Origin of the sequence: Kribbella alba (genome assembly GCF_039529635.1) — a bacterium.
Classification (GTDB): Bacteria; Actinomycetota; Actinomycetes; order Propionibacteriales; family Kribbellaceae; genus Kribbella; species Kribbella alba.
In genome coordinates this window covers 626843-641467 of the sequence record NZ_BAAANE010000007.1, presented here as the reverse complement: position 1 = coordinate 641467, position 14625 = coordinate 626843, and the positions used below count along the sequence as shown (strand labels likewise).

16 protein-coding genes are annotated in these 14625 nt (G+C 68.6%); 6 read left to right on the top strand and 10 right to left on the bottom strand.

Going from position 1 to position 14625, the window contains the following annotated elements; genetic code table 11:
* Positions 1-163 precede the first annotated feature (163 nt).
* Genes ABD210_RS20885 through ABD210_RS20875 form a run of 3 tightly spaced genes read right to left on the bottom strand, consistent with a single transcriptional unit; the run spans position 164 to position 2245 of the window.
* Positions 164-955 carry an SCO1664 family protein gene (locus ABD210_RS20885; protein WP_344113512.1) on the bottom strand — a complete coding sequence of 264 codons (792 nt, stop codon included), beginning with the start codon at positions 953-955 and terminating at the stop codon, positions 164-166.
* Positions 952-1527, bottom strand: a complete 576-nt coding sequence (locus tag ABD210_RS20880; RefSeq protein WP_344113510.1) for a DUF3090 domain-containing protein — start codon at positions 1525-1527, stop codon at positions 952-954. Before ABD210_RS20880 ends, ABD210_RS20885 begins: the two co-directional genes overlap by 4 nt.
* A 13-nt stretch (positions 1528-1540) precedes the next feature.
* Positions 1541-2245, bottom strand: coding sequence for a histidine phosphatase family protein (locus tag ABD210_RS20875; RefSeq protein WP_344113509.1), 705 nt, complete (start codon positions 2243-2245; stop codon positions 1541-1543).
* 50 nt (positions 2246-2295) lie between these two features.
* Here ABD210_RS20875 and corA point away from each other — a divergent pair, with 50 nt between their 5' ends.
* Positions 2296-3270: a magnesium/cobalt transporter CorA gene (corA, locus tag ABD210_RS20870; RefSeq protein ID WP_344113508.1), complete on the top strand. Its 975-nt coding sequence runs from the start codon at positions 2296-2298 to the stop codon at positions 3268-3270.
* Positions 3271-3336: 66 nt separating this feature from the next.
* Here the strand turns inward: corA and ABD210_RS20865 are convergent, their stop codons facing one another.
* Positions 3337-4164: an undecaprenyl-diphosphate phosphatase gene (locus ABD210_RS20865; protein ID WP_344113506.1), complete on the bottom strand. Its 828-nt coding sequence runs from the start codon at positions 4162-4164 to the stop codon at positions 3337-3339.
* Positions 4165-4170: 6 nt separating this feature from the next.
* On the bottom strand, positions 4171-5229 hold the full coding sequence (locus tag ABD210_RS20860; RefSeq protein WP_344113504.1) for an LLM class F420-dependent oxidoreductase: 1059 nt from the start codon (positions 5227-5229) through the stop codon (positions 4171-4173).
* Between the two features lie 51 nt (positions 5230-5280).
* Between ABD210_RS20860 and ABD210_RS20855 the strand changes: the two genes are divergently transcribed.
* Both ABD210_RS20855 and ABD210_RS20850 read left to right on the top strand, forming a co-directional pair.
* Positions 5281-6222: an aldo/keto reductase gene (locus ABD210_RS20855; RefSeq protein WP_344113502.1), complete on the top strand. Its 942-nt coding sequence runs from the start codon at positions 5281-5283 to the stop codon at positions 6220-6222.
* A gap of 45 nt (positions 6223-6267) precedes the next feature.
* Positions 6268-6453 (top strand): DUF5703 family protein, encoded by a 186-nt coding sequence (locus ABD210_RS20850; protein ID WP_132191327.1) that lies wholly within the window; start codon positions 6268-6270, stop codon positions 6451-6453.
* A gap of 47 nt (positions 6454-6500) precedes the next feature.
* Here the strand turns inward: ABD210_RS20850 and ABD210_RS20845 are convergent, their stop codons facing one another.
* The 4 genes from ABD210_RS20845 to ABD210_RS20830 all read right to left on the bottom strand — a co-directional run bounded on the left by ABD210_RS20845 (position 6501) and on the right by ABD210_RS20830 (position 10274).
* Positions 6501-7619 (bottom strand): LuxR C-terminal-related transcriptional regulator, encoded by a 1119-nt coding sequence (locus ABD210_RS20845; RefSeq protein WP_344113500.1) that lies wholly within the window; start codon positions 7617-7619, stop codon positions 6501-6503.
* Positions 7620-7708: 89 nt separating this feature from the next.
* Positions 7709-8152, bottom strand: coding sequence for an ester cyclase (locus ABD210_RS20840; protein WP_344113499.1), 444 nt, complete (start codon positions 8150-8152; stop codon positions 7709-7711).
* Between the two features lie 55 nt (positions 8153-8207).
* Positions 8208-8948: an N-acetyltransferase gene (locus ABD210_RS20835; protein ID WP_344113498.1), complete on the bottom strand. Its 741-nt coding sequence runs from the start codon at positions 8946-8948 to the stop codon at positions 8208-8210.
* Positions 8949-9059: 111 nt separating this feature from the next.
* On the bottom strand, positions 9060-10274 hold the full coding sequence (locus ABD210_RS20830) for an MFS transporter (RefSeq protein WP_344113497.1): 1215 nt from the start codon (positions 10272-10274) through the stop codon (positions 9060-9062).
* Between the two features lie 73 nt (positions 10275-10347).
* Between ABD210_RS20830 and ABD210_RS20825 the strand changes: the two genes are divergently transcribed.
* The 3 genes from ABD210_RS20825 (at position 10348) to ABD210_RS20815 (ending at position 13396) form a co-directional block, all read left to right on the top strand.
* Positions 10348-11217: a LysR family transcriptional regulator gene (locus ABD210_RS20825; RefSeq protein ID WP_344113496.1), complete on the top strand. Its 870-nt coding sequence runs from the start codon at positions 10348-10350 to the stop codon at positions 11215-11217.
* An 81-nt stretch (positions 11218-11298) separates the two neighbouring features.
* Positions 11299-12168 carry an NAD-dependent epimerase/dehydratase family protein gene (locus ABD210_RS20820; protein ID WP_344113495.1) on the top strand — a complete coding sequence of 290 codons (870 nt, stop codon included), beginning with the start codon at positions 11299-11301 and terminating at the stop codon, positions 12166-12168.
* A 175-nt stretch (positions 12169-12343) separates the two neighbouring features.
* Positions 12344-13396, top strand: a complete 1053-nt coding sequence (locus ABD210_RS20815) for a M4 family metallopeptidase (RefSeq protein ID WP_344113494.1) — start codon at positions 12344-12346, stop codon at positions 13394-13396.
* Between the two features lie 103 nt (positions 13397-13499).
* On the opposite strand, the gene ABD210_RS20810 is transcribed toward ABD210_RS20815, so the two are convergent.
* The gene (locus ABD210_RS20810; protein WP_344113493.1) at positions 13500-14261 is read right to left on the bottom strand and encodes an SDR family NAD(P)-dependent oxidoreductase; all 762 of its coding nucleotides are present in this window, start codon (positions 14259-14261) and stop codon (positions 13500-13502) included.
* Between the last annotated feature and the right edge of the window lie 364 nt (positions 14262-14625).

The following is a 14625-nucleotide window of genomic DNA, read 5'->3' as shown; positions in this document are numbered from 1 at the left end:
AGCCTATCCAGTCAGCGATTTCGCGACACGACGCGGTTCCACTCCCCGGATCCGATCGCGTCCGCCGACGGCTTCGGGTAACCTCCCGCGACCCTGACGATGACCCGGACGATGACCCAGACGATGATCCAGACGGAAGGATCCTCGGACGGAATCGACGACCTCAGAAAGCAGGCCACGGAATTGCGGGCCAGTCATCGCTCGGAGAGGGGAACACCCCGGTCTTCAGCAATGACGAACACCGCTCGCGCGTGGCGGTGAGCTCGACCGCGGTGATCAGCTCGCACAGCTCCGTGCCGAGCTTGCCGGCCAGCTCGTCCGCCAGCTTCTTCACGTCCTCGAGCAGCTCGGGCGGTACCGGCTCGCCGGCCCAGCCCCACAACACCGTGCGCAGCTTGTCGTCGGCGTTGAAGGTGACCCCGTGGTCGACGCCGAACACCCGGCCGTCCCCCGGGTCGAGCACGTGGCCGCCCTTGCGGTCCGCATTGTTGACGATGGCATCGAACACCGCCATCCGGCGCAACGGGTCGATCTCGGCATGCACGAGCGTCACCGGGTTGTGCCGGCCGTCGAGCGCGTCGAGCACCCCGACCCAGCCCTTGGGAACCCGGCCCTGCGGGACGATGTCGACCAGCTCGGTATCACCCGGCGGCCGTTCCACCTCGTCGATCCACAGTTGCACCATGCCCTCGCCGAGCGGCCCGTCGCGGAGCAGCGTGGGCGGTACTACGGACCAGCCGAGCGCCTCCGACACGACGTACGCGGCGTATTCGCGCTGGGCCAGCGTGCCGTCGGGGAAGTCCCACAGCGGCCGCTCACCCTGGACCGGCTTGTAGACCACGGTCGCGGAGTCGCCGTCCAGGCTGACCGAGCCCTGGAAGGTGCCGTTCGAGGCCGCCACGAGCCGTCCGTGGAGGGACAGTTCCCCGCTGCGGAGCAGGTCGAGATCGATCATTCGCGGACGTGCCTGCGATAGCCGTTGGCGCGGGGGCAGATATGGCCTTCCGGGTCGATCGGGCGGCCGCAGAACGGGCAGCTCGGCCGGCCGGATGCGACCAGGGCCACCGCGCGCCGGGCGAACGCCCGGGCCTGCTCCTCGCTGATCCGGACGATGAACACCTCGGCGTCCTCGGACTCCAGCGCGGCCGCGACCGGGTCGGTCTCCTCCAGCTCGACCTGCTCGCCGGCCACCACCGCGAACACCTCGATCACGACCTTCTCGGCGTCGGCCTCCCACGCCAGCGTCATCGTGCCGGCCCGGAACTCCTCCTCGATCGGCTGCTCCAGCGGGTCGGTGTCGTCCACCCCCACCGGCGTGACCGGGTCCCGGTCGAACCGCCGGGCCACCTCGTCCAGCATCACGTCCAGCCGCTCCGCGAGCGCCATCACCTGTTCCTTCTCACAGGCCACCGAGGTCATCCGGACCCCGGCCCGGGCCTGCAGGAAAAAGGTCCGGGCACCGGGTTCCCCCACGGTGCCGGCGACGAACCTGTCCGGATCGTCATAGGAATGCACTACGCGCGCCATGCCTAAACCCTAGCTACCGTCCGCCGACGACGGCGTCGGAGGATGGTACGGCGGACTTCTTGCCGCGGGTCTTCTTGGCCGGCTTCGGCACCAGGGAGGCGAGTTCGCTGCCCGAGTCGTTCAGCCGGACCAGGAACGGGCGGGTCAGGGTGTAGGTGATGATCGTGGTGGAGGCGGTGTCGACGACGATCCGCTGGAACGTGTCCAGGTGCTGACCGAGCGCGTCCGCGACGATCGCCTTGATCACGTCACCGTGCGAGACCGCCACCCAGAGCGCTCCGGCGCCGTGTGACTGCGCGACGGCAGCGTCATGCGAGCGAATCGCGTCCACGGCGCGCTGCTGCATCCCCCGCATCGACTCGCCGTTGGGGAACGTGACCGCCGACGGGTGCTGCTGGACCACGGGCCAGAGCGGGTCCTTCATCAGGGACGTGATCTGCTTGCCGGTCCAGTCGCCGTACCCGGCCTCGGTCAGCCGACGATCCGTTGCCGGACGCAACCCTTCGTGATGCTTCGCGATCGCGGCCGCCGTCTGCTTGCAGCGGTCGAGCGGCGAGGTGACGATCGCGGCCAGTGGTAGACCGGCGAGCCGCTCCCCGACCGCGACCGCCTGCTGCAGGCCGGTCTCGTCGAGTTTCACGCCAGGGGTCCGCCCGGCGAGGACGCCGGACGTGTTGGCGCTGCTGCGGCCGTGCCTGACCAGAATCACCGTGGGCATGACCGCACGGTATCCGGTCGGAGCAAATCGCGAGATGCCAGAATGGGGACGTGATCGTCGACTGCGGGGTCTACTCCGAAGGGGTGCGGCAGGACCTGCCCAGGGACCCCGAGACGGTCGCGCAGGCGATCGACGACGACGGCAACTGCTTCGGCTGGGTCGGCCTGCACGAGCCCTCCGCGGAGGAGATGCGCCGGGTCCAGAAGCTGTTCGACCTGCACGAACTGGCCGTCGAGGACGCGCTCAAGGCCCACCAGCGGCCAAAGGTCGAGCAGTACGGCGAGTCCATCGTGGTCGTGCTCAGGACCCTCTGGTACGTCGACGACCAGGACGCGGTGGAGACCGGCCAGGTCAGCGTCTTCGTCGGCAAGCGGTACGTCGTGACCGTCCGCCACGGCGAGGGCGCCGCACTGACCACGGCCCGCAAGGAGCTCGAGGAACGCGCCTCGGTCCTCGGCCACGGCCCGGCCGCCGTGCTCTGGGCGATCTGCGACTCCGTTGTCGACGGCTACGAACTGGTCGCCGAAGCCGTCGAGGTCGACGTCGACGAGGTTGAGGGCTCGGTCTTCTCCCACGAGCGCACCAGCGACGCCGAACGCATCTACCTGCTCAAGCGCGAGGTGCTGGAGATGCTCCGCGCGATCACCCCGCTGCGCGAGCCGATGGAGTCCTTCGCCCACGGCGAGATCCCGTTGGTCCCCCAGGATGCCGCGCCGTTCTTCCGCGATGTCGCGGATCACGTGAACCGGGTCGCCGACCAGACCGAGGCGCTCGACGTGCTGCTCAGCTCGGCCCTGAATGCGCACCTGGCCCGCGTCTCGGTGCAGCAGAACGACGACATGCGCCGCATCTCCGCCTGGGTCGCGATCGTCGCAGCCCCGACGATGATCGCCGGCATCTACGGCATGAACTTCGAAAACATGCCCGAGCTCCGCTGGTACTACGGCTACTTCGCGTGCCTCGCCTTCATGGCGCTGGTCTGCACCACTCTGTACGCCACGTTCCGCCGCGCCGGTTGGCTCTGAGGCCGGTACTGCGGTGCGCCGCGTCGCCAGCAGCTCCGCAGGCGACGCGGCGTCCCGCAGTACGGGTCAGGTGGCGGTGATCGTGCTGGTGGCGAGCAGGATCAGGATGACGATGCCGAGCAGGATCCGGTAGAAGGCGAAGACCTCGATGGAGTGCTTGACGACGAAGCGGAGCAGCCAGGCCACCGAGGCGTAGGCGACGATGAAGCTGACCACCGTGCCGACCAGGACCGGAACCAGGCCGACGTTGCCGCCGAGGGCGTCCTTCAGCTCGAACAGGCCGGCTCCCACCAAGGCGGGAATGCCCAGCAGGAAGGCCACCCGCGTGGCAGCCACCCGGTCCAGGCCGCGGAACAGACCGGCGCTGATGGTGGCGCCCGAGCGGGAGACGCCCGGGATCAGCGCGAGGCACTGGACCAGGCCCATCACGATCGCGTCGGTCAGGGTGATCCGCGTCAGCGGGCGCGATTTGCTGCTGAGCCGTTCCGCCGCGACCATCACGAAGGACCAGACGATCAGCGAGCCGGCCACCCACCAGAGGCTTCGCAGCGGCCCGGAGATGATGTCCTTCGCGAGGAAGCCGATGATGCCGATCGGCAGCGAGCCGACGATGATGTACCAGCCCATCCGGTGGTCGAACTCGCCCCGGTGCTCGGCATGGCGCAGGCCGCGGAACCACGCCACGGCGTACCGGCTGATGTCTTTCCACATGTACAGCACCACGGCCGCGATCGCGCCGAACTGGATCACCGCGGTGAAGGCGGTGATGGCCGGGTCGTCGATCTTCTGACCGAGCATCTTCGAGGCGATGGTCAGGTGCCCGGTGCTGGAGACGGGCAGGAATTCGGTCAGCCCCTCGACGATGCCGAGGATGATGGAGTCCCAGATTGTCATGGGGTGTCAGTCACCGATCCCGGCGAGCTCGAGCGCGTCGGCGACCGTGCGGAGGGTGTCGATCCGCTGCTCCACGGTCGGCTCGAACGGCGTCAGCGCGACCGTGGTCGCACCGGCCTCGGCGTACGCGGTGAGCTTCTCGGCCATCCGCTCCTTGCCGCCGAGCAGCGAGATCGAGTCGATGAAGTCCTGCGGTACCGCGGCCATCGCCTCGCGGTGCTTCTTCGCCAGGTAGAGGTCCTGGATCTGCGCCGCCTCCTTCTCGTATCCCATCCGGACGGCGAGTGCGTTGTAGAAGTTCTTCTCCCGGCTGCCCATGCCACCGATGTAGAGCGCCGCATAGCCCCGGATCGGATCCGAGGCGGCGGCGAGGTCGTCGCCGACCACGACCGGGACGGACGCGACCACGTCGAAGCCGTCCAGGCCGAGGTCGGGTTGACGGGCCGCGCGGCCCGTCCTGATGTGGTTCAACTGCTCTCCCAGATACGAGGGGTCGTTGAGGATGCCGAGCCAGCCGTCGGCGATCTCGCCCGCCAGCTCGAGGTTCTTGGGGCCGACCGCGGCCAGGTACACCGGCACATGGTCGCGCACCGGACGGATCGAGAGCTTGAGTGCCTTGCCCGGCCCGTCGGGCAGCGGCAAGGTGAAGTGCGCGCCTTCGAACGCCACCGTCTCCCGGCGCAGTGCGGAGTTCACGATCGCAACGTACTCACGAGTCCTTAGGAGTGGCTGAGAGAAGCGGACCCCGTGCCATCCCTCGGACACCTGCGGCCCGGAGACACCGAGCCCCAGCCGGAACCGGCCGCCGGACAGCTTGTCGAGTGTGGCGGCGGTCATCGCCGTCATCGCGGGAGTCCGCGCCGGGATCTGGAAGACCGCTGCGCCCAGGTCGATGGTCGAGGTCTGGGCGGCGATCCACGCCAGCAGTGTGGCGGCGTCCGAGCCGTAGGCCTCCGCGGCCCAGGTGACCGAGAATCCGAGTGCCTCGGCCTCCCTCACCAGCCTCAGATGATCCAGATGGTCGTCGCCACCGAAGACGAAGCCGATGTTTAGTCCGAGTCGCATGACAGGCGAGCCTAACGAGCCGTTGTCGGTGCCCCGCAATAGGCTCGGCTCATGCAGCAGCGCTATCTCGGTCACAGTGGCCTCGCGGTGAGCAGGCTTGGCCTGGGCACCATGTCCTGGGGCCGCGACACCGACGAGCACGAGGCGCGCGAACAGCTCGCCGCGTTCGTGGCGGCCGGCGGCACCCTGATCGACACCGCCGCCGCGTACGGCGATGGCGACAGCGAGCGATTGATCGGGTCCCTGCTGGGTGACGTCGTCGAGCGCGACGACCTGGTGATCGCGACCAAGGCCGGGTTCAGCGTCCGCCGCGGCGAGCGGATCACCGACACCTCGCGTGGTGCGCTGTTGCGCGACCTGGAGGGATCACTGCGGCGGCTGAACGTGGACCACATCGACCTGTGGCAGCTGCACACCTGGTCCGACGACGTGCCGCTGGAGGAGACCCTCTCGGCCCTGGATCACGCGGTGAACTCCGGCAAGGTCCGGTATGTCGGGGTGTCGAACTACGCGGGCTGGAAGTCGGCCCGGGCAGTCACCTGGCAGCAGGCGTGGCCCGGCCGCGCAGTACCGGTCTCCAACCAGGTGGAGTACTCGCTGCTTGCCCGGGACGCCGAGGCGGATGCCATTCGAGCGGCGGGCGGGCTCGGCATCGGCGTACTGGCGTGGTCCCCGCTTGGGCGCGGCGTGTTGACTGGGAAGTACCGGACGGGCATCCCCGCGGACTCGCGCGCCGCGTCTCAGCATCTGTCCAGATTCGTCGACCCCTATCTGGACGGGCGAGGTTCGGGCATCGTTGAGGCGGTGGCCCGGGCGGCTGACGGGCTCGGCTGGACCCCGCTCGAAGTGGCGCTCACCTGGGTGCGGGACCGACCGGGTGTGACTGCGGCGATCGTCGGGGCCCGGACGGCGATGCAACTCAAGTCGGTGCTGGGTGTGGAGGAGCTCACTCTGCCCCCGGCCATCGTGGCGGCGCTGGAGGATGTTTCGTGAGGCTGCGTCATTGGTGAGGTAGGGCTGGAAGGTGTGGAGGTGCGGATGGCCGAATACGAACTGCAGCAGTTCGAGGTGTCGAGGACGGAATCGCGCGGCGCGGTGCGCCGGCTGCTCACCGAGCACGCGGAGTACGGCGGCTGGGAGCTCGCCAGGCTCCGCCGCTACCCGGACGGCACCAGGCGGGTCTGGCTCCGCCGCCGCATCATCAAGGTGATGCGGACCTTCTGATCCGGCCGCTTCCAGGCCGGCCGCTTCCAGCCAGCCGCCGGCCGCGGTCAGCCTCGGTGTTGGCCGAGCAAGGCGGCGATGAGCTCGCGTCGGCTGCCGACGCCGACCTTGTCGAACGCAGCCCGGACGTGTTCCTGGACCGTGTGGGGCGACAGGTGCAGCCGATCTACGATCTGCCGGGTCGAACATCCCTGAAGAAGCAGCGCCGTGACGCGTTGCTGTGCCGGCGTCAGAGCGTGCACATCCAGCAACAGTGAGCTGAGCTGCTTGGGTGTGGCCGGCTCGAGGATCACCACGGTCTGCTGCTCAGCCGGCCTTGATCCAGGCGAGCCTCGACCATGCAAGTTCGAGGCATGGACCGCGAGCCAGCGTCCCCCTCGCGTTCTCACCTTCAAGACCGGCGCGGAAACCCCGGTCGGCAGCTCGTTCAGCCGGGTGAGCTGGACTGCGGCCGCCCGCACCGCAACCGGCAACCCCGTACTCCGCGCCCAGTCCGGCTGTTGCGACGAGCCGGGCCGCTGCTGCCGATCCCGGTGGTCTGGCTCGAGCTCGCGCAGCCAGTGCTCTGCCTCGGGGCTGACGGACACGACGCCCAGGTCGCCGTCGAGCACCACCACGCCCGGACCTACCTCTTCAGCCGGAGCGTCGGGCCCGACCAGCATGCTGCGCCGCAAACCCTCTGCCAGGTGAGGCCCGAGCCGTCGTACCAGCTGAAGGTCCCGCTCGGAGAAGCCGGCCACGGCGTCCTCCCGATGCAGGCAGAGGACACCCCAGCAGTGTCCGCCTGATACCAGCGCTGCGCGCAACTCGTCGCCCAGGCCCAGTGGCGCCATCACCTCGGTGTAGCGCGAGCTCGAAGCCCAATCCCCCTTGGTCGCCTGTTCGAGGGAGTTGACCGGGTCCGGCGCGGTCGCCAGGGCGGCGAACTTGTTGACGTCGGCCCGGCCGAACTCGTTGTCGAGGAACTGCTCGGTGACCGCTTGCAGCGGGTCGTCCGCGATCGCCGAGGTGAACAGCAGAGTCGCCGGGTCGACCGTCGCGAAGAAGGCGGCGTCGACAGTCAGGATGCCGCGGAGCCGGTCGAGCGTCTCGGACCGCAACTGGTCCGTCTCCAGCCCTGCATAGCAACGGCGGATCAGCACATCCAGGCGATCGGCGACCCCCACACCGCCGATGCTACGCCGCGCTACTTCTCTGTCCGGGACCATTTCTGCACTGACCGATGCGGGCACCAGCACGAGCCGCGCCTGCTCGCCTAGGCCGGGACGATGCCGAGCTGCCGCAGTAGGCCGAGTTCGTCGAGGCGTCCCCAGCGCTCGACGATGCGACCGTCGCGGAGGCGGAAGATGTTGATGCCCGGCAGGCTGACCGTCCGCCCGGTCGGCGCGACGCCCATCACTTCGCCCTGCTGGGTCCCGCTGGCGGTGAAGCGCTCGACAACGATGTCTGCCTCGGCGATGAACTGGTGGAGCTCGCTGTGCCAGTCAGGGAAAGCGGTGCGCATCATCGCCCCAGCCGTCCGCATGCCTTCACGGTCTGCGGTCACCCCGAAGGGCGGGTCGTGGTTGATGAAGTCCTCGGCGAGATAGGTGTCGACCGCGCCCAGCTCTCCCTTGGTGAACAGTCCGTCGATGAACTGTCGAACGGTGTCCTTGTTCTGCTCTGTGGTCTGTCCTGGGTTCTGCGTTGTCTGTGTCATGAAGCCGATGCTCCGACCCACGACAGCGGCTGAACACCCCGACTAGTTGGGGTGTTCACAGGTCGTGCTGGACCCAGACGTTCGGCTCGACGTACACAGCATGGTTGTGCTTGACCGAGCAACGCACGGGCAACAGGGCCTTCGGTACGACGACGTCGCCGTCCTGGTCGAACGGCAGACCGGTCCATTCGCGCCACTCCGCGAGCGAACCCGCCATCACCATCGAGGTCGGGGCCACCTTCACGATCCTGCCGCCGGCTTTGACGTGCACCCGCAGCCAGGGATCAACGGGCAAACCGTCCTCGCGAACTTGCTGGATGTAGTCGGTCATCGGCTGCTCGGGGTCCTGCTTCGCGTTGGGACGGACCGGCGCGTAGAGCGTGGAGTGCCCCAGCATCTTCACCGCGTTCCGCATCGCCTGGAGCATCCGGTGCGACAGCCCGCGCCCGAGGTGGCTCGGTCGGATCAAAATCTCCAGGGCGCTCGAAACGTTTGGCTCTCGCCCATTGCGGTGGTCTGCGATCCCCCACTGCAGCACCCGGTCCCAGCCTCCGTCCGGCAGCTCGGACCGATCCTTGTCGGGGAACACGAACGGAATGCTCCGGCCGTGCGCGACCAACTCACCGTCCTCGGTGGCGACCAGGCACTGCTCGGGGAAGTTCTCCTGCACCCGGCCCATCAGCGCGTTGCCAACCGGGTCCTGCGTCATGAACTCCGGCCAGACGTCCGAGAAGTCGTACAACCGGTCGATCAGTTCAGGTCGCTCGGCCAGCGTGGTGATCACGATCTCGGACATACCCGCAGTCTCGCAGCCGTCGCCCCCACCCGCAGCCCGGTTTCTCCCTGCCATGCCACGATGCTTCGCACGCCTACCTGACGTCAGGCGTTGCTGCGGAACCGGAGCCCTTTACAGGCCTGGCCGGCTATCGGCCTTGGCGCGGAGCGGGAAGGCTCGCGGGCGCTGGTGGCTTCGGACCAGGAGCACGCCGACTGCGACCGCGGCTGTCAGGAGGCCTGAGGCGATGAGGGTGAGCTCGGCTCCGGCGGCGGCGATCACCGGTCCACCGATCAGCAGTCCCGCCGAGCTGCTGGCATTGACGACCACCGACTGACCCGACAACAAGGCCCGCCGCTCGGCGCCGGCTGACGATCTGGTGATCACCGCGGAGATGGCCGAGATCCCCAGCACGACCGTGACCCCACCCACCGCAGCCAGTACCGCGACCGCGGCCGGCGTGGTCCACAGGCCCATGCCGACCCAGCACAACCCCATGACAGCCCACGCGATCGACGCGAGCGGCACCGGTGGGATCCGTCGAATCACGGCGAGCGAGACCACCGTCCCCAGCACCGAGCCCACGCCGTAGCCGGACATCCCGGCGGCCAGGTAGACCCCGGGGCGCCCGCGCTCTGCTCCGATCACCGACAGGCCGAGAGTGAACGAGAACCAGGTGAAACAGCCGATGCCACGGGCGATCCAGCCGGACAGAACGTCCGGACGCTCCCTGAGGCTCGACCTGATCGAGGGCAGCTCGCTGATCGCGGGAGAGCGCTCCCCGGCGACGCTGACCGCGAGCACGCCCGACACGAGAACCGTGCCCGCCTCCAGCCAGAGCAGCTCGTCGGTGAGCCCGGCCGCAATCGCCAGAGCAGCGATCGGCGGCCCGATCACCATGCCGACCCGCCTGATCCCGTCCTGCCAGGTCAGCAGGAGAACGGCCCGGTCCGGCCCCCAGCGGTCGCCCGTGTCAGCGAGGAGCGCCGACCGCCCCGGCGCAGCTAACGCATCACCACAACCCAGCAGCAGACCGCCAGCGATGAGCACCTCTGGCCGCAGTACGCCGAGTGCTGCGGCCGCCGGGATCATCGCCAGGGCGAACGCCTGGACGCACGCGATCATGGCGAGCCTTGGCCCGGAATCGACCCACTGCCGGGCCCGCCTCGCCCACCACGGCGAGAGCAGGACCGGGATTCCTGACGCTCCACCCGCGAGACCGGTCGCGGCCACTGAACCCGTCTCGTGCAGCACGACCAGCGGCAATGCGACCTGCGCGATCCGGAAGGCGAAATCCGAGATTCCGCTCCCTGTCAGCAGAAACAGCGCGTCGCGGCGTGCTCCCATGACCTCGATCCTCGCCCGGAGAGCGCTCCATCGGTAGCCAGCAGCAACTACCTCTCAGGCATAGGCTGTGCCTATGCCCTCATCACCATCCGTCGAGGATCTGCGCCTGGTCCTGACGATCAGGCGGACCGGCTCGGTCGGCACGGCGGCCCGCGAGCTCCGGATCTCCCAGCCCTCCGCCTCCCAACGGCTGGCGCGACTCGAGAGGACCTGTGGCACGCGGCTGTTCGACCGGGACACCCGGGGCGCCCGGCCGACCGCGGCCGGCAGTGAGCTCGCGCGCCGTGCGGAGCACATCCTCGGCCACCTCGAGGAGGTGTACGACGCCACTCGGGCGGCCGCCGCCGGGAGCCGGCTGGTGGTGGGGACATTCGCCAGCCTCGCGCCGATCCTCTTCCCGGTGCTGGACGCCGAGCTACCCGACCTGGACATCGAGCAGCAGGTCGACCATGGTCAGTTCCTCGTCGAGAAGATTGCCGAAGGCACCATGGACGCCGCGTTCATCGCTATCGCCGACCAGATGGTGCTGCCGCGCGCCACCGTGGCCCGACCGGTCGGCCGCGACGAGCTGGTTCTCTTCGTGCCGCAAGGTGTCGCAAAGCCCGGGAAAGGCAAGCAACCGCTGAGAGAGCGCTATCTCCCGTTCTCGACCTACGACCGCGGCACGGACGAGATCCGCTCCCGCCTGATCGCCCTCGGCGCAACCGCCCGCCGCGGCGTCACCCTCGGAACCACAGTTGCCATGGCCCGCCGCCGCTCCCAGCTGGCCCTGGTCCCCCGGAGCGCGCTCTCCGGCGAACTCCGGCCAGGCGAACAACTAGTCCCCGCGCCCTTCCGCTACCGCCTGACCCTCAGCCTGGTCAGCACCCCGACCCCACCGGAGCGCCTCGTCGCCCTCCTTCCGCACCTCCGCCGCGCCCTCCACCTCACCCGCCCGACCTGATCCCACGACCACCTCGCGCAGGGGTGATCAATGGGTGGTCAGTACCCGGATCACCTTTGGCGCAGATGTAATGATCGGGAAGTGAGCAGACGTGTAGCGGTCACCGGAAGCAGCGGCAAGCTCGGTCGGGCAGTGGTCGATCACCTGCATGACCAGGGCTGGGAGGTTGTCGCCCTGGACCAGGCACCACCGGCGCGAGCCGACATCACGTCGACGCGGGTCGATCTGACGGATTTCGGGCAGGCCTACGAGGCTGTGGCCGGCATCGACGACCGACACGACGGACTCGACGCACTGGTGCATCTGGCGGCTATCCCAGCTCCGGGCCTTCGGCCGAACGCGGCGACGTTCCACAACAACATGACGGCGACCTACAACGTCTTCTCCGCGGCGCTGCGAGCCGGAGTACGCAACATCGTCTGGGCCTCCAGCGAGACAGTCCTCGGACTGCCCTTCGACGAGGAACCGCCCTACGTACCGGTCGACGAGGACTACCCGCCGCGGCCGAACAGCACCTACTCCCTGGTCAAGACGCTCGAGGAGGAGCTGGCCCGTCAGTTGTGCCGGTGGCATCCAGACCTCAAGCTCCTCGGGCTGCGGTTCTCCAACGTGATGTATCCCGAGGACTACGCGCGGTTCCCCTCCTTTGATGCCGATGCCCGGCTGCGGAAATGGAACCTCTGGGGCTACATCGACGCCCGCGACGGCGCCCAAGCCGTACGGCGGGCCCTCGAGCTCGACACGACCGGCACGGATGTCTTCATCATCGCCAACTCCGACACGGTGATGTCGCGCCCGAACGAAGAGCTGCTGGCCGAGGTGTTCCCCGGCGTACCGGTCAAGAAGCCTTTCGGGCCGAACGAGACGCTGCTGTCCATCGACAAGGCCCGGCGAGTCCTCGGTTACGAGCCCGAGTTCACGTGGCGAACGACCCTCAACGCCGACGACTGACCAGCGATCCGAGCCGAAGATCCCCGAGGGCGCGCACCTCGACCACACGCAGACAACGGTCCGTGCCGGATCGTCCGTGCAGGGAATCCCTGAACCTTTGTGACCGGTCTTCCGCCGCACGGACCCACGACCTAGGTTGTGATGGCTGTACCCCTGCGTCGACACGGAGGCTTCGATGGCGCCGAAGACCTGGACCACGAGCGCCGCGCTGACCGCGACCGTGGCCTTGACCCTGGCGACCGGGCTGGCGGCGCCTGCCGCCAGCGCGAAGCCGCCGACCGGCACGACCACGGCGAAGGCACTGGTCTTCATCCCGAACCCGGTGCAGTCCAGTGGTCAAGAGACGCTCACGGACGAGAAGGACTCCGCGACGGCGGTCCCCCGCGGCGAGTACTACGAGGTCACCCTGACCGACCTGGACGGCTCCGGCTATCTCCGCGGTACGTGGGCGAACGTCCGCAGCGCCACCGGCACCCCGGCGTACAGCACGGACGGCACGTACTTCTACAACCGGCACGACGACCAGTTCGAGCAGGTGATGTCGTACTTCTGGGGCACCGAGGCACAGAAGTACCTGCAGTCGCTCGGCTTCGGCAGCGAGCTACCACCGGTGAACGCCGAGAGCCAGGACTACAAGGTCGACCAGTATGGCTTGGACAACTCGTTCTCCAGGGACAAGCACGACACGATCACCCTCGGCAAGGGCGGCGTGGACGACGCCGAGGACGGCGAGGTGATCGTGCACGAGACGGGGCACGCCGTGCACGACGCCCAGGTGCCGGGCTTCGGGTCCTCTCTTGAGGCCGGCTCGATCGGCGAGGCGTGGGGCGACTACTTCTCGGTGACCGTCGGCGACTGGGTAGCGAAGAAGTACGGCGTTCCGGTGAAAGCGCCGCTGGCCTGTGTGATGGACTGGGACTCGACGTCATACACGTCGACGACGCCGCACTGTCTGCGCCGTCTCGACGCCGGCAAGCACTATCCGCAGGACGTCGCCGGCGAGGTGCACGCGAACGGTGAGATCTGGTCGCAGGCGCTGTTCCAGATTCGTACCGCGCTCGGTCCGGGGGTCGCCGACCGAATCATCGTCAACGCGCAGTTCGGGTTCGCTCCGGACACCAGCTTCGCCGCTGCGGCCCGGCACACGGAGGCGACCGCACAGTCCATGTACGGAGCCACACAGGCCGCCGTCGTCCACAAGGCATTCGCGGACCGCGGCATCCTCTAGCCACGCAGTGATCACCGCGCGAGCAGTGCTCGCGCGGTGATGCGTGACGGGCCTAGGAACGCGCAGACTCACCCCGGTCGGCGCGCCTGGCATGGCTCCAGGGTTAGTACTGGACGCCGCGGGTCAGGGCGCCGTCGACGACCAGGTTGGTCCCCGTGACGAAGCTGGCAGCGGGACTCGCCAGGAAGACGGCGGCGCGGGCGATCTCCTCGGGCCGCGCCATCCGGCCGGTGGGGTTGAGGGCGAGCGCCTCGGCGTACAGGGCGGGGTTGTTCTGCTCGATGTTCTCCCACACGCCGCCCGGGAAGTAGGTGTTGCCGGGCGAGATGGTGTTGGCCCGGATCCCTTTGCCTGCAAGCTGATAGGCCAAGCCCTGGGTGTAGTGCACGATCGCTGCTTTGAACGTGCCGTACGCTCCGGCGGCGAAGTCGATCTCGCGGCCGGAGACGCTGGACACCGTGACGATCGACGGCGCCTGACTCTGCTCCAGGAACGGCATCGCGGCGCTGACCAGCCGGACCGTGCCGAGCATGTCCACCTCGAAGCTCTGCTTCCAGAACTCCTCGCTATCACCGATCGCCAGCGCGCTGACGTTGGAGACCACGATGTCCACGCCGCCCAACTCAGCGGCGCTCTCGGTCACCCATCGCGTCAACGCCTCGCCGTCGCCGACGTCAAGCGCCCGGCCGACGACCGTCACACCGTCGGCTCGTAGCTTGTCCACCGTCGCCGTGACATCAGCCTCGGTCCGAGCACAGAACCCCACCGCCGCGCCCTCAGCGGCCAGCCCTTCCACGATCGCGTGCCCGATCCCCTTGGTACCGCCGGTCACCAAAGCACGCAGCCCAGCCAACTGAAGATCCACGGTTCCAGACCCCTTCCGATCCGATGCTGAATGTTCAACCACTCTCCCACCCCTACGCAAGCAAACCCGCCGCCCCACTCCCCCGTAGTACACGCAGCCCGCGCGCGCCGGTCAGACCGTAGTACAGCCCCTTCAGGCCCGCGCCGCACCCGCAGTACAGCCGCTTCAGGCCCGCGCCGCCTAAGCCCAGCGGCAGGCAGGCCGCTTCCCGGCGATCCGGCGACCCCGGTGGCCACCCGACTGGCCGGTCACCCGGGTGGCTGTGACTTCCCGGCTCGACCCGCCCCTTTCTGCTCGACTTCCCGGCTCGACCCGCCGTCGTGGCGTCACTTACCGGCGCGACCCGCCGAAATTTGGACGACGG